Consider the following 17,728-nt stretch of genomic DNA (forward strand, 5'->3'; position numbering starts at 1 on the left):
TTATAATCCTTGTTCATTTTTTACGAAAACCTTGAGAAATCAAGGTTTTTTTGTTTTTTTAATAGGGAATAGAGATCGTGTGTGCTTCTTCTTATAACGAAGTTTTATCCGGGAAGGCACTTAACTTATGGGCAAGCTGCCTTTTAGCTGACTATTTCTTTAAATATTCCGAGAAATTCTCCTGAAAATCCAGTGAATGAATATCTTCCCGGAGATGGTGGTGGATTAGCGGGCCGATTTTGGCGGTTTCTTTTTGCACCATAAGCTCAAGAATGGATTGGTGTTCGTTCCAGATTTCTTCCAGCTTGTCGGTCTTAAGCATGTGCAGTCTGCGGTACCTGAGATAATGTACATTCGACTGCTGGATCAGAGTCCACAGATACTCACGTCCAGCAAGCCTGTACAAGGCCCGGTGAAACTCGTCGTCTAAATTAAGGAAAGAATCTACAGCATTCTCCTGCCCGATGACCTCTTTCTGTTTCTTAAGAATTTCTTTAAGCTCGTGCACTCCTGGTAGTAAAAGCTGTGCAGAAAGATCCTTGAGGATCTCCTTTTCCAGTGTGCAACGCAAGTATGTGATTTGTTCAACAGATTCAAGATCAATAAAGGAGACAATATTACCTTTTTTCGGATAGATATCGGTATAAGATTCCAGTGCAAGCTGTTTGAGAACATCACGCAACGGCGTACGTGAAATCTGAAACCGCTCAGACAAGGCTGTTTCACTCAGAATGGTGCCTGGCTTTAACGCCAGCGTGAGGATTTCTTGCTTCAGTGTGTTTAGAATTTCAGCTTTAATTGACATTTCTGTTCCTGCTTTCAATTGTTAATGACAGATACAGTACTAGTATACATGATAAGTTCGTTCATTAAAATCATTGGGATGAAAATAGGGTGGATATTCCTTGATTTCAGGATAAAATTCCTGATCAAATTGTGATTGACAAAGAATTGTTCTTATTCTATGATCAAGTAAATCTTGTATACAAGATAGTTGAAAACGAATTCACAGGAGGGTTTATCAATGAACATGACGTGGAGATGGTATGGCGAGGGCAATGACAATATCACGCTGGATCATATTCGGCAGATTCCGGGTGTTATGGGGATTGTCTGGTCTTTGCATGAGAAAGTAGCCGGAGAAGTGTGGGAAATGGAACGGATCCAAGAAGTGGCGGATCAAATCACCAGCAAGGGTTTCAGCACGGCTGTAGTAGAAAGCGTCAACGTTCATGATGATATCAAAATCGGCTTGCCGACCCGTGATAAATATATCGATATTTATATCGACACCATTCGTAAACTCGCCAAGGTTGGCGTTAAGGTGATCTGCTATAATTTTATGCCTGTTTTCGATTGGACCCGCACAGAGCTGTATAAAGAGTTGCCTGATGGCTCGAATGCTCTCTTTTATGAAAAGGCTGCCATTACCGATAATCCGCGTGAGATGGTGGACCGGATTCTGAAGGGAGCTGGAAAGTTCACGATGCCGGGCTGGGAGCCGGAGCGGCTGGAAAAGCTGGATGAGCTGTTTGCGGCTTATGCGGATGTGACGGAAGATAAACTGTTCGACAACCTTCAGTATTTCCTGGAACGCATTATTCCAGTATGCGAGGAAGTGGACATCAAGATGGCTATCCATCCCGATGATCCGGCTTGGCCGATCTTTGGACTGCCGCGTATTATCCGCAATCGGGATATGATCCGCCGCTTTCTGGATTTGGTGGACAGCCCGTACAACGGTTTGACGTTCTGCACAGGGTCACTCGGCACGAATCCGGATAACGATCTGCCAGCGATGATCCGCGAGTTCCATGATCGTATTCATTTTGCCCATATCCGCAATGTGAAGGTATTTGAGAACGGTGATTTCATTGAGGTGTCGCACCGTGGGCGTGACGGAAGCGTTGATGTGGCCGAGGTGGTCAAAGCCTATCATGAGAACGGATACATTGGTTATGTACGTCCGGATCACGGGCGGCATCTGTGGGGGGAAGAGAAGAACTGCCGACCGGGTTATGGCTTGTATGATAGAGCTATGGGCATCATGTATTTGCTTGGTGTTTGGGATAGCTTGGATAATGTCAAGGAGGCAAAATAAATGCTGCATCTGACCAGAAGCAGTATCCAAGGGGAAAAAGCAGCTTGGAAAGCTGCTGGTGTGGAGCTTCCACAGTTCGACTATGAGCAGGTAGCAAACAATACACAGCTTAAACCGGAATGGATTCATTTCGGTGCAGGTAATATTTTCAGGGGATTCGTGGCAAATGCTCATCAGAAGCTGCTGGATAGCAGAAAGTCGGATACAGGTATTATTGCGGTGGAAACCTTTGATTTCGAAATGATTGATAAAGTCTACAAGCCCTACGACAATCTGACCCTTTTAGTGCTGATGAATGCTCGTGGTGATTTCCAGAAAAGAGTAGTCAGTAGTATTGTGGAGGGAATCGCAGCGGACAAAAACCGAGAAGCGGAGTACCGTCGATTGATCGAGGTGTTCGAGAATCCCAGCCTGCAAATGGCCAGCTTCACCATCACGGAGAAGGGTTACTCGTTGACGGATCCGTACGATAAATATTTTGGCATTGTGGAAAAGGATATTGTGAGCGGACCGGAGCATCCTGTTCATGTCATGAGCATTGTAGCTTCGCTTGCTTATCGAAGATATCTGAAAGGCCAATATCCGATGACCTTTGTCAGCATGGACAACTGCTCACACAATGGCGACAAGCTGAAGAACGGTGTTGTGTCCATCGCTAAGGAATGGGCCCAAAGAGGACTTGTTATAGAAGACTTCGTGCGTTATCTGGAAGATGAACGAGTAATAACCTTTCCATTGTCCATGATCGATAAAATCACACCACGTCCTTCGGAGAGTGTACAGGCAGCGCTTCTGGAACAGGGAATTGGTGATATGGATGTGATCATTACCTCCAAAAACACATATACCGCTCCTTTCGTAAATGCTGAGATCAGCGAATATCTTGTAGTGGAGGATAACTTTACGAACGGACGTCCACCACTAGAGGAAGCCGGAATTATTTTTACGGACCGGGAGACAGTCAACAAGGTGGAGACGATGAAAGTAACGACCTGCCTTAATCCGCTGCATACGGCGCTTGCTGTTTCCGGTTGTCTGCTTGGCTACACCTTGATCGCGGATGAGATGAAGGACGATACTTTGCGGAGGTTTGTGGAGATAATCGGTTACAAAGAAGGTCTGCCCGTCGTAGTGGATCCGGGGATTCTCAGTCCAAAGCAGTTCCTGGACGAAGTCCTTACGGAGCGTTTTGCCAATCCATTTATCCCCGATACTCCGCAGCGGATTGCTACAGACACTTCGCAGAAGGTAGGTATACGGTTTGGTGAAACTATTAAATCCTATATTCGACGGGAGGATCTCGATCCAGCGCAGCTAACGGCGATTCCACTGGCTATCGCTGTGTGGTGTCGTTACTTACTTGGAGTGAATGATGCTGGAGAAGTCTTCACATTGAGTTCAGATCCGTTACTAGAAACACTGCAAGGTTACCTGCAGGGAGTTTCGCTTGGAGACCAAACTGCAAGTGTGCGCCCCATTCTTGAAGATGAGCGACTTTTTGGGGTTCCGTTGTACGAGATTGGTCTAGGTGATAAGATTGAGCTTATGTTCCAGGAAATGATGGCAGGCCCAGGAGCGGTACGGAGAACATTAGAGAACTATTTAAAGTGAAAGCTAGGCAGTTAAGTAGATTTGAATTAATATAGGAGAAAATAAAGCTAAAAAAGTCCCGAGGCAATCAATCGGGGCTTTTTTTTGTATGATTTTAAAAAATCCAAACAAAGTGTGAAAAGAATCTTATGTAAAATGAGAAGGACGAAAGTTAAACTAAACACATGACGAATAACCGGTGTTCGTCAACTGAGCGACGAATTTTGAGGGGGTTCAACACCATATTGTGGGGCGGGCAGAAAGGCCGGCTGGAGTAGAAGCGGCGAAATGAACGGTATAAATCCCGCAGAATGCAGCTGATTGGGTGAATACGGAGAAATCTACGGGATAAATGCTTTAGAATGCAGCGGATGGAGCAGATGTGGAGAAATGAACAGGATAAATCCCGCAGAATGCAGCTGATCGAGCGAATGTGGCGAAAAGAACGGTATAAATCCCGCAGAATGCAGCTGATCGAGCGGATGTGGCGAAAGGAACGGGATAAATCCCGCAGAATGCAGCTGATCGAGCGAATGTGGCGAAATGAACGGGATAAATCCCGCAGAATGCAGCTGATCGAGCGGATGTGGCGAAATGAACGGGATAAATCCCGCAGAATGCAGCTGATCGAGCGAATGTGGCGAAATGAACGGGATAAATCCCGCAGAATGTACCGGATCGAGCGGATGTGGCGAAATGAACGGGATAAATCCCGCAGAATGCAGCTGATCGGGCGGAGGCGGGGAAATGAACGGGATAAATCCCGCAGAATGCAGCGGATCGAGCGAATGTGGCGAAAGGAACGGGATAAATCCCGTAGAATGCAGCTGATCGAGCGGATGTGGCGAAAGGAACGGTATAAATCCCGCAGAATGTAGCTGATCGAGTGAAGGTGGTGAAAAGAGAGGCATAAATGCCTTAGAATGTGGCGGATCGAGCGAATGTGGCGAAATGAACGGGATAAATCCCGTAGAATGTACCGGATCGGGCGAATACGGTGAAATAAACGGTATAAATCCCGCAGAATGCAGCTGATCGAGCGAATGTGGCGAAATAAACGGTATAAATCCCGCAGAATGCACCGTATGGACCGGGACCAATACACCCTAAATGAGTGATTCCCCCCATTAACCGGAGAACCACTCCTTTTTTATAACCAACTTTATAATCCAATCAACGATCTCCGTGATGCTTAACTGTGTATTTTGCTGAACTCGATTCGCGAGCTGAAGGACCTGGTAAACTCTTTTTCAATTATTGTTTTCATGATATTGTGATGCACTTTGAGTTGTGATTGATCGGCGTGGTCTCTAAGGAGTTCAAAGAGCGCTGCTGATTTTTTGAAGCCTGTATCATCGTCTAGCTTGATGCTTAATAACAAGATTTCTAGAATAGTGTTGATTGTATCGTACATATTCTCTTGTTTATAGTAATACATCGCCAGCAAATAAATGTAATCTTCATGGTATTTGATATTCACAATAGTCTCATGTTCTCCTATGTCATCAACATTGATTTTGAATTCCTTCAGAATCCAATCAATGGAATAATCATGTATTATCGAAGATTCTAAGATGGTAATGAGTCCCGGCAATAATTCTTCATCATCACTTTTTCTAATAAACTCAACGTATTTATGTAGCACTCCCATTTTGCCTTCCAGCAGATCGATAACGTATGAATTGGCTTTTGCTATATTGCGGTAATATTCGACTTCATAAATGGCCTCTTCATCTAAACCTCCTATCCAGCCAAGGTCAGCATACTTCTGAATACATAGTTTTGCCTCGTCAAACTTACCGGACTTTTGTAGTGCTATACCTTTTGCGCATGAGCTATATCCAAAATAATAGGGGATACTCCGCTTCAGTTTAGGACCTCTTATGAGGTTACTATTGTTTTCATATATGATGGAAATTTGTTCATGTAGCTTGTCTGCAATTTCAATCATGGCATCCCAATTCTCAAATGAAAATGATGCCTTAAGCATCTGAATCAAGGAATCCACATTCAACTCTTCCAAATCCAACTTCAATCCTATCTCCCTTTCTAGAGCATATCATGCATCGATTAAGATAATTGTATTTCATTTCTAAATTATTCATTTATTTTACATTAAATCATGTGATTTCCATCACGTTACATAAGGTCAAAAGGGTCTTTATTAATAATTTTCAAAATACATCCAGCTCACATTATCTTCCTTAAGTTTCTAGTGTTGGAGGAATAATGTTTGTTCCGTTGTTCATTTGTCCCCTTGTTTTTGGGTTATTTGTACGTAAAATGCGGAAATGTACCTATCGTGGAACTCGTTCTTCCTTTATGATCATCCCGTAAAGAAAGCGCTATCAAAGAAATTTTAACCACATTTCATGAGGGGGTAAGGATAATTTGAAGCGAATGGGAAAAAAACTGGGAATGAGCCTGTTGGTATTTATAATTGCAGCAGCGCAGTTCGGTTTCACAGGAACGCAGGGCAATGTGGCACTAGCAGCTGAGAAAAGTATGGCGCAAAAGCCGTATATGGGCTGGAGCAGTTACAGCATGCAGGTGTACGACGGTGCAGGTAACTGGACCTCGGCCGAAAGCATTAAGAAACAATCGGATGTTATGCATGAGAAGTTGCAAGCCCATGGATATGAATACATCAATATTGATGCGGGCTGGAATGGCGACATGGATGAATACGGCAGACCGATTCCAAGTGAGACCTTATATCCTAACGGATTTCAAGAGGTCATTGACTATGTTCATAATAATGGGCAGAAAATTGGAATCTATATGATTCCGGGGGTATCCATCGATGCCTATAATCGGAATCTTGAGATTTACGGGACTGGTGGCCAATGCCGCATACAGGACATTACAGCCAAGCCGCTTACCATTATGGATTATTGGAATTCCTACACTTATAAAATTGATTTCACGAATCCATGTGCCCAGAAGTATGTGGATTCTATTGCCGATATGATTGGCGAGTGGGGCATTGATTTCGTCAAATTTGACAGCGTGACTCCTGGCTCGGGGATTGATAACTTGAGCCGTGATGCGCGCGGCGATGTTGAGGCATGGTCTAAGGCTTTTGACAGAAATAACATCTGGTTTGAGCTGTCCTGGGCGCTCGATCACAATTACGTGGATTTCTGGAAAAAGTATGCCAACGGTTGGCGAATTGACTGGGATGTGGAAGCTTACGATGGCAGTGGGCTGACAGCCTGGCCGAGTATTTCCCGCTTGTTCCCCAAAGCAGCACTTTGGTGGAGGGATGCAGGTCCTGGGGGTTGGAATGATTTTGATTCCCTGAACGTTGGTAACGGATCTATGGATGGTCTGACCAAAGACGAGCGGAAATCCGCGATGACATTCTGGTCAATCTCTTCCGTACCACTGTATACAGGTAATGACATGACTAGGCTGGACAGCTATGGTCTAGAATTGCTTACCAATGATGAGGTAATTGCCGTAAATCAGGCAGGACGTCCAGGCCATCCGGTATCTATGGATACCCAGCAGCAGGTTTGGTATGCCAATAATGGAGATGGCACTTACAGCGTAGCTATGTTCAATCTGGGCAGTCGGAGTGTGGAGGTGAAAGTCAAATGGAGTGATCTCGGCCTTGAAGGCCCGGCATCTGTTCGCGATTTATGGAGTCACACTGAGCTGGGAGACTTTGAGAAGGAATTTAGCGGAGGCATACTTGAACCTCATGCGTCACGGATGCTTAAAGTTACAGCATTAGGTGGCACCTCTACAGTCAATGATGATGATACAGGTATGCGCTACAGCGGGGATTGGAAGCGTAATGGCGGCAAAGAGCTGCTAGAAGGAAAGCAGGATTTGAGCATTACGATCAAGGATTCCTCGTTTGCTCCGTCGATGGCTTCACAATCGGATGTTATGAACTATGGGACTGACCCGTCTGAGAATTCGTCTGCTGCGAACAAGGCAACGGTCACCAATGTAGTTTACATTAATGATAATGACAGCGGCATTAAATATAATGGCGCATGGCAGGTAAGCTCATCTCGAGGATTGGGTGATTATAAAGACGATGTGCATTATGCCGAGAAGAACGGGGATTCCTTTGAGTACACCTTTACGGGCACTGGCATTGACCTGCTGACCGAAAAGCATGAATCTCAGGGAGATGTGATTATTACGCTGGACAATGAGGCTGCACAGACCGTTAGTGCTTATAAAACTGGATCAAGAGAGGTACAGCAAAATCTGTACAGTGTCTCGGGACTGGCAAACGGCTCTCACACGCTTAAAGTGGTCAAAAGCTCAGGTGATTTTATGCTGCTTGACGCATTTAAGGTGACTACAGAAACTCCAGCAGGAGAACAGAATAGTACCATTACTCCGATATCTGCGCGATTCGACCAAGCAATAGAACAACAAGAGGATGTTACTGTCACTCTGAATTTGAATGGTAATACACTGAGCGGTATTGAAAATAATGGCGAGGCACTTTCGGAAGACGATTTTACGGTGACGAATGATAAATTGACCATTCATAAGCAATACCTTGCGCAGCAGCCGGCAGGCACAACCGGCTTGATTTTCATTTTTAACGCTGGTGATCCACAGACTCTGTCGATACAAATTAGTGATTCTACAGGCATTCGTTATGTGATGATTAATAACGATGATTCGACAGTTAAGTACAATGGCACTTGGAACCGCAGCAGTGGCAGAGGATTGGGTGACTATAAAGACGATGTGCAATATACGGAGCAGAATGGTGATTCTTTTGAATATACCTTCAGAGGAACGGGGATTCAGCTGTTCACAGAGGTAGATGAGTCACAGGGGGATATGAATATATATGTTGACGATCAATTTAAGGAAACCGTCAGTGCCTATCATCATGGACAAATGTCACTTCAGAACCTTTACAGCATTTCTGGCTTACCGGATGGAATGCACACGCTCAAGGTTGTGAAGAAATCAGGCAGATTTATGCTCCTTGATATGCTTAAGGTAGAAATTCCGAATATGATTAATCCGATCGCTGCCAGCTTTGATAAAGCTGCTTCCGCTCAGGTAGATATTGAGGTGACATTACTGCAGCAAGCGGAAAGCTTTGCCGGCATTACTAACGGATTATATGATCTGGTTCTCGGGACTGATTATTCAGTAGCAGGTAACCGTGTTACACTGAATAAATCTTATCTTGCTGCACAGCCAGTGGGGACGCTGAACCTTAAGTTTACTGTGGAGGGAGATTATCTTAACGATGTTCACTCCACATCAGTGGACGGTGATTTCTTTGAATATACCTTCAAGGGTACCGGAATCAGCCTGATCACACCTATGGGTCCAGAGCAAGGTGATATGGATATTTATGTGGATGGACAACGGGTCCAAACCGTAAATGCGTATAGTCAGAGCCGCCTGACCCGTCAGGAAATTTATAGTATTTCGGGATTGGAAGGCGGGATACACACGCTTAAAGCTGTGAAGAAATCTGGTGATTTCATGCTGACGGATCAATTGAAATTCACAGTTTCAACGAGTCCTGCTGTATCTCCGACACCAACGCCAAGTCCGACACCGACACCAACACCAACATCAACATCAACATCAACGGACTCAGGTGGCTCGTACATTCCAGCTCAGCCATCTTCTACACCACCTGCCCTGACACCGACGCCAACTCCGGCAACTGGAAACGAGGATGGATCTGCAGGGAATGGCGGGTCTAATCCGATCCGTCATACCGCATATATCAAAGGTTATCCGGGTGGGTTCTTCCAGCCGGAGCACGAAATTACGCGTGCTGAGATGGCAACGATTCTTGCCAATGTTGCTGAGAAGGGAGCTACTGGAGCAGGGGTTGTGTTCAGTGATGTGCCTTCTGGTTACTGGGGTGCTGATGCCATAACTAAAGCAGCGAAGATGGGACTAATGAAGGGTTACAGCGATGGCACCTTTAAACCTAATCAACCATTGACGCGTGCAGAAATGGCCAGTCTGGTGACCCTGCTTAGAACGGATTCGACGCAGAAGGGCTCCGGTTTCTCTGACATCAATGGACATTGGGCACAGGCGGCGATTTTGCAAGCCCAAGGTACGGGCATTTTGACTGGTTATAATGACGGGACTTTCCGTCCTAATGCCAAGCTTACTCGTGCCGAAGCTGTTGTGGTTATGAATAGGGCTTTGGGCAGAGGTCCTTTAACCAATGTAACAAATCCACAGTGGGCAGATGTTCCGGCAACGCATTGGGCCTTCGGCGACATTGAAGAAGCTTCGACGGATCATGTCTTTACATCTGGATCAGAGGCCAGAGATCAGAAGAAGAACTGATTGTCTAGCCAAAGCATTGAAGAAGGGGGGCCGTTACTGGCCCCTTTTTTCTAAATGACAGGAGGGCCACGTACTATAGATAAAATATCGGAATTGCCGATAAAAGGCAGTGATAACGGCGTAGATCGCTGTTTTTTTTCCATTTCTGAAGAGGTGCAGGAGGGTGAAGTGAGTTCAAACCCTTGACTATGAAGCAAAATGTTTTAATCTATGGTAATGATAGCGCTATCGAAATGTCATATTGAGGGAGGCTAACTACGCTGAAATATTCCAATATCTTTCGTAAATTTCTAATCTCTTATGTGGTCATTTTGGTCATACCCAGCATTGGCGGGTACATGTCCTATCTAACCTCGATCTCCGTGACACAGTCCATCTCGATTGAGAATGGAGTCACTCAGCTTCAGAAAAGTCAGGAGATATTGGAGCGCCGTATGGCGGAGGTTGAAGGCTTTACCAGGCAATTGGCGGTCAACCAGGAGCTAAATGTTCTTATGAATGAAAGTGAAAATGAGACGAATGTGTATGGGATTTGGAAAACGATGCGGAATGTTTTGACCTTCGGCCAGACTAATGATTTTTTGCAAAACTATTATATTTACCTCGCCAACTATAATCTTATCCTAACCCCAGGTTCGACCTATCGTCCGGAGCATTACTATTCTAATTTCAACTATAAGGATCTTTCGTTACAGGATTGGAGAAAAGATGTGCTTGAGACAACCCACCGCAGCGAGATCAAGCCACTTAGTGATTTTGTCAGCAGGGGGATGCAAACCTCGGTCATTACCTATATGCAGTCACTCCCCTTGGATAGCTTTAATGATTCCTCGCCGGCTGTCGCAGTAGTGATTATTGATGAAAAAAATATCTCCAGCCTGCTTTCAGGCCTGACCGAGCGATATGGGGGTTGGGTGCATATTAGTGATGCTAAAGGGAATACGATTGTTCTGCAAGGAAGTGATGAGCAGAAAATGGTCAAAATGCTCGACGATCCAGCTTTTGATAAGAACAAGGTCAGTCAGTTTTATAAGGATGATCTGGTGATTACTACCCGTTCCGATTCCAATGGCTGGGTGTATCAGACCGGGATTCCTCAAGATATTTTGATGGAGAATGCTAACAAAATCAAGAGAATCTCCATACAAATTACGGGAGGCACTCTAATTATCGGTTTGATTGCCGGACTGATATTAGCTTACCGTAACAGCGCGCCAATCAACCGTATGCTCAGTGTCATGAAGGAGCAATTCGGCAAAGAAGAAGCCTCGGAGAGAAATGAATTTGACTTTTTGAGCGGCAATATAGCCGATATGATTACCAAAAATAAGCTGCTCGAGTCCGAGCTTAACCGCCAGCTTCCTCTGGTCCGAGATGCCTTCCTGAAACGGCTGATTGCCGGTGAATTCAAAACGCGGGATGAAATTATCTCTGCCGCCAAACAGGCGGATATCAGCATGAAACAGAATACTGGCTACGTAGGAATTGTTCAGATTAACGGTTATGCGGGTATGGACAGTGTTGAAATTCTGAACGAGCTGAGTGCTTCCCGGCTGCTGCTGAAACAGACCTTGGCTGAGCTTGGCGTGGATGTCCTGATGACGGATATGGGCTCTGATAAAGTTGTAACGCTGTTCTTTTCTAGGGAAGAAGGAGCTGACAAGGAACAGGAAGCAGCGAATATCACCCAGACGATGGAGGAGCTCGCTACAAATGTCTTTAATGAGTACCGCATTACCATTCTGGCGGGCTTCGGGGATCTATTCACAGAGGTAACAGAGGTTAGCCTTTCGTATGATCAAGCGAAGCAGGCACTGGAATATGCTGTTTATATGAATAAAAAAGGGATTATCTGGAGCAGTGAAGCTCAAATTGAGAATACAACTTATTATTATCCGCTGGATTCGGAGCAACGGTTAATCAGCACGATTCGAGCCGGAGAGCTTGAGGAAGCCAAACGGATTGTGCGTGCGATTATTGTGCAGAATATGGAGCAGCGAGAATTATCCATCGAAATGAAGCACCAGCTTGTCGGGGAAATGAAGGGGACTTTTCTCAAGCTATTGGATCAAAAGGCATTTACCGAATATTCAGATATCGAGAGTGTCAAACGGCGGGTCATAGACATTGGCTCATCAGAGTCGCTTGAGACGATCCAGAACGAATTTTTTGACATTATGGAAGAGCTGTGCGGACTCATTGCGAATAAAAAGAAAGATATTCATATTCAAATCATCAAGCAGATTAAGGACTACACAGCAAAAAACTACTCGGATACGGAACTAACCCTCTACCGGGTGGCGGAACAGGTGGAGCGGCCGGAAAAATATATTTCCCAGCTGTTTAAAGAGGTCACGGGTGTTAATTTCTCCGACCATTTGATAAAAGTCAGAATGGATCAGGCCATCATCCTGCTCAAAGAGAGCGGATTAACGGTGGATGAGATTGCCGTGCGGGTGGGCTACAACAGTTCACATTCCTTCAGACGCGCATTCAAAAGGTTGATGGGTGTCTCCCCGAGTGCCTATAGACAATCTGTGGATGAATAAAAAAATAGGCCATAACATAAGGCTGCACTGTCCACTTTGGACGATGCAGTCTTTTTTCTGATTTCAACCCTGCAATTCGGAAAAATGGCCGTTCTACTGCTATTTTGTGCTCCTCAGATAGGGCGATTTGTACGCTGAAGCACCCAAGTGTACCTTTCTTTTGGAGATAAAAGTCATCTATGATCAATCCGTAGAAAGCGCTATCACAAATCACAGACATCTGCTTAGGGGGAATTGTTCTGGAGAAAGAATTAGTACTACATCGCAAGTCGTTGCCGAAAAGCAAAGGCCCCGTATTCTTACAAAATGCTCGCAAAAGCATAAAAAAGCACTGGCAGTTACATCTGCTTGTGATTCCGCCTTTGCTGTTTTTTATCATCTTCAAGTATTATCCGATGCTGAACACTGTCCTAGCCTTTAAGGACTATAACGTCATAAAAGGGATATGGGGAAGTCCATGGGTCGGATTTAAAAACTTTCAGCTCTTCTTTGAGAATCCGCAGTTTTGGACACTGCTCAAGAATACTATTATGCTTAGTGGCTATCAGCTGCTGGCGGGTTTTCCAATCCCGATTATTCTTGCGCTCATGATTAATGAGGTACGGGGAGGAAGGTTTAAGAAATTCGTTCAGCTTGTATCGTTTGCCCCTTATTTCATCTCGACGGTTGTCATGGTGTCAATCGTTATGCTCTTTCTGGCCCCTCGGCTCGGTTTTGCCAACATTGCACTCAACTTCTTCGGACTGGATTCTATTAACTTCCTAGGTGAACCCGGCATGTTCCGTTCGATTTATGTGTGGTCTGATATTTGGCAGACAGCGGGCTACAGTGCAGTCGTATATTTGGCAGCGCTTGCAGGGATAGACCCAACACTTTATGAAGCTGCCAAAGTTGATGGAGCCTCGCGGTTTCAAAAAATCCGCCACGTCGATTTGCCAGGGATTGTACCAACCATCGTTATCATTCTGATTCTGAATGTAGGGAATGTAATGGCGATTGGCTTTGAAAAAGTCTACCTGCTACAGAACCCGCTTAACCTCGTTAATTCTGAGATCATTGCCACGTATGTCTATCGGGTCGGCCTGTTGAATGCCAATTACAGCTTTGCAACTGCGGTGGGCCTGTTCAACTCCATCATCAACTTGGTTCTCTTATTTACAGTAAACGGTCTGGCGAAAAGAATCACTAAGAACAGCATCTGGTAGGAAAGGAGCTCATCTATGGCAGCAGCAGTTCAAAAAAAGATTAAAGAATCCGTCGGCGACAAAGCGTTCCTGATCACAATCTATATCGTGCTTACTCTTGTGGTAATCGCTGTACTTTATCCGCTTATTTTTATCATCAGCAGCTCAATCAGTAGTCCGGCAGCCGTGACCTCTGGTCGTGTCTGGCTCTGGCCTGTAGATATATCCTTCAAGGGTTTCAAAGTATTGCTGAATACGCCTGAGATTATCACTGGTTATGGAAACTCAATTTTCTACACCGCAGCGGGAACGCTGATTAGCATAACTTTAACGGTCATGATCGCTTACCCGCTGTCTCGAAAAGGTTTTTTCGGACGAAATACACTGATGATGATCATTACCTTCACCATGATCTTCAGTGGGGGGCTAATTCCCACCTATTTGGTAGTGAAGGAGATGCATCTGATCGACACTCGCTGGGCGCTGCTGATTCCGAACGCCATTTGGGTCTGGCAGGTCATTATTGCCCGCTCCTTCTTTCAATCCTCGATTCCGGAGGAGCTTTTGGAAGCTAGTGAAATCGACGGCTGTAGTGATATGAGATTCATCTGGAGCGTAGTGCTTCCCTTATCCAAGCCGATTCTCGCAGTGTTGGTGCTTATGTACGCGGTAGGTCAATGGAATGCCTATTTCGATGCGTTGATTTATCTGAAATCAGCAGATTTGTTCCCCTTACAGCTTGTCCTGAGAAGCATCATCATTCAGAACAACAGCGCTGGTGGGGCCATGGACGTGGGGAAACTGGTCGAGAAACAACAGCTTTCCGAGCTGCTGAAGTATTCCTTAATTGTGATTGCCACCTTGCCGGTACTTGTTATCTATCCTTTCGTACAGCGTTATTTTGTACAGGGGATGCTTGTTGGTTCCGTCAAGGGTTGATCTTAGGAGTCTCTTTTTTGGAAAGGAGGTATGCCCGGAGTACACACTTAAGGTATCATCGTATCACCTGCTAAATTACAAAAGGGAGTGATAATATTTGAAGAAGCAAAGCTTGATTACTTTACTAATTCTGGTCATGGCATTTACGGTTGTAATTAGCGGATGTGCAAATAAAAATACAGATAACGCATCCAGCACGCAGCAGGGTTCTGGTTCGGGTTCGTCTGGCAAGCCGGTTGAGATCAGCGTGTTCTCAGTTCAGGAATCCGGCATCGACCTTCCGACCAATAAATTCACAAAACATGTAGAAGAGAAATTTAATTTCAAATTCAACTGGCAGATCAACCCATCGGATGGTGCTCAGGAAAAACGCCAGATCTCACTGGCGAGTGGTGACTATCCGGATGCTTACCTGCTTACTCACTATATTGATCAATTCTCACAGGCCGATCTACTGAAATACGGTAAGCAAGGTGTACTCATTCCTCTAAATGATCTGATTGATAAATATGCTCCAAATATTAAAGCAGCCATGGAAAAGAACTCTGACCTAAGAACGCTTAATACTGCACCTGATGGCAACATTTACGGACTTGTAGCTTATACAGAATGTTTCCACTGTTCCTATCCTAGCAAAATGTGGCTGAATTCTGAGTGGATGAAAAAGCTTAACTTGGAGATGCCGAAGACCACTGAGGATTTCAAAAATGTACTGAAAGCCTTTAAAACTCAAGACCCGAACGGCAATGGCAAAGCCGATGAAGTGCCGCTAAGCGGTTCCATCGAGGAGTTCGGCGTACGGATCGTACCTTTCTTGATGAACGCATTTGTTTATGATGATGATCGTAATTACCTGAACATGAAGGATGGAAAGGTGCAATCTGCTGCCATTACTCCGGAGTGGAAAGAAGGATTGACCTATATTAAATCCCTGTTTGACGAAGGTTTGATTGATCCGGGTGCCTTTACACAAAACGCGGAAGCTTTTAAGAAAATCGGTGAAAATGCTGATGCAGAAATTCTAGGCGCAGGTGCAGGTATGCACCCAGCGATCTTCGTAAACATCGACCCGGGGAATACCCGTTCAGCACATTACAACCCGCTGCCTCCGATTTCGGGACCTCAAGGAATTTCCTATGCGACTCATGATGGAGGCGGCGTAGTCCCGGGTGCAAAATTCGTGATCACAAACAAAGCAAGTGAAGAAGCACAAATTACACTGATCAAGATGGTGGATTATATGTTTACACCAGAAGGCCAAACGAATGGCGCAGCTGGCCTGAAGGGAACCGATTGGACAGATCCGGTCGAAGGCGATGTGGCGTTGGGGAAAGATGTTAAACCGATGATCAAACTAATTCCAGGTGAAGAAGGCGCAGCACCACGTAATGCAGGCTGGAGTGGTATGGCTCACTTCTATGAGCCTAAAGAATACCGTGATACTTACGTTCAAGGTACCGACATCTTTGCTTCTGATGGTTATGAACGTAGACTGTATGATGCGACTCTGCTATACGAAGGTCATGAGCCTAAAGAGTTATTCCCCATCTGGTCGATCTGGATTGATCCAAGTGAGATTGATGAAGCCAGCTTGCTGCAGACAAATTTGAAAAATTACATCGAACAAAATGAGCTGCAATTCATCACAGGCAACAAGGATCTGAACAAGGACTGGGACGCTTATGTAAAGGGATTGCAGAACTTGAAGCTTGACCGTTATCTCGAAATTTTACAAAAGGCTTATGATACTTCAAAAAAATAAATATTGAAATCAGAATCAGGTGCTGTATGATAGATCCCGCACCTGATTTCTTGATTTCAGGGGAAAATATGGGTTTTTGTGGATGGAGGTTGAGTTATGACAGACGAGAATCATTGCAATCATTCATTTGTAGTTCCGCGCCGTGGACTACCTCAAATTAACGGCAGGCTTACGGAAAAAGGTACTGTGACCGTTGCCTTTTTAGGCGGCTCAATTACGGAGGGGGCAGGTGCTTCCGAAGCAGACACATATAGCTGGAGAGCACTCACTGGTAAGTATCTTCAGGAGCGGTTTGCGGATCAGGAGTTCCGCTTCATCAATGCAGGAGTGGGGGGGACGAACTCAACTTTAGGTGTTCATCGATTACAGGAGCATGTCCTGCAGCAGGGCACAGTTGATTTGTTATTCGTTGAATTTAGCGTCAATGACGGCAATGACCGGGAAGAATCCATTAGAGGGATGGAGGGCATTGTTCGCCAATGCAGGCGGTTGTCACCGGGCACTGATATTTGCTTTTTGTATACGGCAGCAGAGAAGAATCTCTCCGGGAGCAATCCCTTTAATATTGCTGTCCATGAAGAAGTAGCTGAACATTATAAGCTTCCCTCTGTTAATTTTGCAGCTAGAGTCTATGCGCAGCTAGAGGCGGAACAAATGGAGTGGGCTAAGCTGGCACCGGATGGATATCATCCCAATGATGACGGTCATGCGCTGTATGCCTCTTTTTTGCGAGAGTATCTGGAGACAGCGCTTGTTCCTAACAAGACGAATTTGAGTAGCGAAAGCTCTTTAGATATTCCACCTTTGGCGGAGCAAAATTATGAATACGGCAGCCTGCTTGATTTCCGTGCGGCTGATCTTGTGAACGGTTACGAACTTCGCGAACTGGCTGCAGGAGATCCGCTGATGAACTGGCGTTTTGGAACAGAGCATCTGTATACCCATAGCAAGGAGGCTGTTTTTTCTTTTACAGTGACCGGGCAAAGCGCAGGCTTGATGCTGCTCTACGGACCGGATAGCGGGATTTTTGAATATTCGCTAAATGGCAGTTCTTATAAAGCTGTGAACTTATTCGATGAATGGTGTCCGCTTGCCTTTCGGCCTATTATCGCCATGTTTCCGATCCAGGAACAACGTCAAGAATTGCATGTTTCAGTACGCATTACGGGGCTGAAGGATGAACAGAGTAAAGGCACCAGTCTGCGTATTCTGAAACTGCTGCACAATTGATTATTTTAAGCGGAGAGATTATACTGCCAAATATTAAGCGTTTACAAAAAAAGAAAGGCGG

12 protein-coding genes are annotated in these 17,728 nt (G+C 45.1%); 9 read left to right on the top strand and 3 right to left on the bottom strand.

What is annotated here, in order from left to right; all coding sequences use genetic code 11:
• Positions 1-151: 151 nt before the first annotated feature.
• Entirely contained in the window at positions 152-805 is a 654-nt protein-coding gene (locus tag MHH63_RS05075) for a GntR family transcriptional regulator (RefSeq protein WP_076128891.1), read from the bottom strand.
• Positions 806-1,024: 219 nt separating this feature from the next.
• On the opposite strand from MHH63_RS05075, the gene uxuA reads away from it, so the two are divergent.
• From uxuA to MHH63_RS05090, 3 genes are all read left to right on the top strand, one after another.
• Positions 1,025-2,101: a mannonate dehydratase gene (gene uxuA / locus MHH63_RS05080; RefSeq protein WP_076191830.1), complete on the top strand. Its 1,077-nt coding sequence runs from the start codon at positions 1,025-1,027 to the stop codon at positions 2,099-2,101.
• Complete coding sequence (locus MHH63_RS05085) at positions 2,102-3,712, top strand: mannitol dehydrogenase family protein (RefSeq protein ID WP_341171276.1); 1,611 nt, start codon at positions 2,102-2,104, stop codon at positions 3,710-3,712.
• Positions 3,713-4,062: 350 nt separating this feature from the next.
• Positions 4,063-4,569 (top strand): hypothetical protein, encoded by a 507-nt coding sequence (locus MHH63_RS05090; protein WP_341171277.1) that lies wholly within the window; start codon positions 4,063-4,065, stop codon positions 4,567-4,569.
• Positions 4,570-4,609: 40 nt separating this feature from the next.
• Here the strand turns inward: MHH63_RS05090 and MHH63_RS05095 are convergent, their stop codons facing one another.
• Entirely contained in the window at positions 4,610-4,864 is a 255-nt protein-coding gene (locus MHH63_RS05095; RefSeq protein ID WP_340394444.1) for a hypothetical protein, read from the bottom strand.
• Between the two features lie 19 nt (positions 4,865-4,883).
• Positions 4,884-5,720 carry a DNA-binding protein gene (locus tag MHH63_RS05100; RefSeq protein ID WP_341171278.1) on the bottom strand — a complete coding sequence of 279 codons (837 nt, stop codon included), beginning with the start codon at positions 5,718-5,720 and terminating at the stop codon, positions 4,884-4,886.
• A gap of 371 nt (positions 5,721-6,091) precedes the next feature.
• Here MHH63_RS05100 and MHH63_RS05105 point away from each other — a divergent pair, with 371 nt between their 5' ends.
• From MHH63_RS05105 to MHH63_RS05130, 6 genes are all read left to right on the top strand, one after another.
• Entirely contained in the window at positions 6,092-10,003 is a 3,912-nt protein-coding gene (locus tag MHH63_RS05105) for a X2-like carbohydrate binding domain-containing protein (RefSeq protein WP_341171279.1), read from the top strand.
• A gap of 338 nt (positions 10,004-10,341) precedes the next feature.
• The gene (locus tag MHH63_RS05110; protein ID WP_340394440.1) at positions 10,342-12,552 is read left to right on the top strand and encodes a helix-turn-helix domain-containing protein; all 2,211 of its coding nucleotides are present in this window, start codon (positions 10,342-10,344) and stop codon (positions 12,550-12,552) included.
• Positions 12,553-12,902: 350 nt separating this feature from the next.
• Positions 12,903-13,757, top strand: coding sequence for an ABC transporter permease (locus MHH63_RS05115; RefSeq protein WP_038574727.1), 855 nt, complete (start codon positions 12,903-12,905; stop codon positions 13,755-13,757).
• A gap of 15 nt (positions 13,758-13,772) precedes the next feature.
• Positions 13,773-14,675 carry a carbohydrate ABC transporter permease gene (locus tag MHH63_RS05120; RefSeq protein ID WP_036683268.1) on the top strand — a complete coding sequence of 301 codons (903 nt, stop codon included), beginning with the start codon at positions 13,773-13,775 and terminating at the stop codon, positions 14,673-14,675.
• A 136-nt stretch (positions 14,676-14,811) separates the two neighbouring features.
• Complete coding sequence (locus MHH63_RS05125; RefSeq protein WP_076308240.1) at positions 14,812-16,437, top strand: extracellular solute-binding protein; 1,626 nt, start codon at positions 14,812-14,814, stop codon at positions 16,435-16,437.
• 96 nt (positions 16,438-16,533) lie between these two features.
• Positions 16,534-17,667 carry an SGNH/GDSL hydrolase family protein gene (locus MHH63_RS05130; RefSeq protein ID WP_341143418.1) on the top strand — a complete coding sequence of 378 codons (1,134 nt, stop codon included), beginning with the start codon at positions 16,534-16,536 and terminating at the stop codon, positions 17,665-17,667.
• The last annotated feature ends 61 nt before the right edge of the window (positions 17,668-17,728 follow it).

Source organism: Paenibacillus sp. FSL H3-0310, assembly GCF_038002785.1.
In the GTDB taxonomy this organism is placed as follows: Bacteria; Bacillota; Bacilli; order Paenibacillales; family Paenibacillaceae; genus Paenibacillus_AQ; species Paenibacillus_AQ odorifer.

What these genes read in the sequence shown, in the direction of transcription:
- MHH63_RS05075 (WP_076128891.1), bottom strand. Translation starts at nt 805, where the DNA reads ATGTCAATTAAAGCTGAAATTCTAAACACACTGAAGCAAGAAATCCTC.
- uxuA (WP_076191830.1), top strand. Translation starts at nt 1,025, where the DNA reads ATGAACATGACGTGGAGATGGTATGGCGAGGGCAATGACAATATCACG.
- MHH63_RS05085 (WP_341171276.1), top strand. Translation starts at nt 2,102, where the DNA reads ATGCTGCATCTGACCAGAAGCAGTATCCAAGGGGAAAAAGCAGCTTGG.
- MHH63_RS05090 (WP_341171277.1), top strand. Translation starts at nt 4,063, where the DNA reads ATGGAGCAGATGTGGAGAAATGAACAGGATAAATCCCGCAGAATGCAG.
- MHH63_RS05105 (WP_341171279.1), top strand. Translation starts at nt 6,092, where the DNA reads ATGGGAAAAAAACTGGGAATGAGCCTGTTGGTATTTATAATTGCAGCA.
- MHH63_RS05110 (WP_340394440.1), top strand. Translation starts at nt 10,342, where the DNA reads ATGTCCTATCTAACCTCGATCTCCGTGACACAGTCCATCTCGATTGAG.
- MHH63_RS05120 (WP_036683268.1), top strand. Translation starts at nt 13,773, where the DNA reads ATGGCAGCAGCAGTTCAAAAAAAGATTAAAGAATCCGTCGGCGACAAA.
- MHH63_RS05125 (WP_076308240.1), top strand. Translation starts at nt 14,812, where the DNA reads ATGGCATTTACGGTTGTAATTAGCGGATGTGCAAATAAAAATACAGAT.
- MHH63_RS05130 (WP_341143418.1), top strand. Translation starts at nt 16,534, where the DNA reads ATGACAGACGAGAATCATTGCAATCATTCATTTGTAGTTCCGCGCCGT.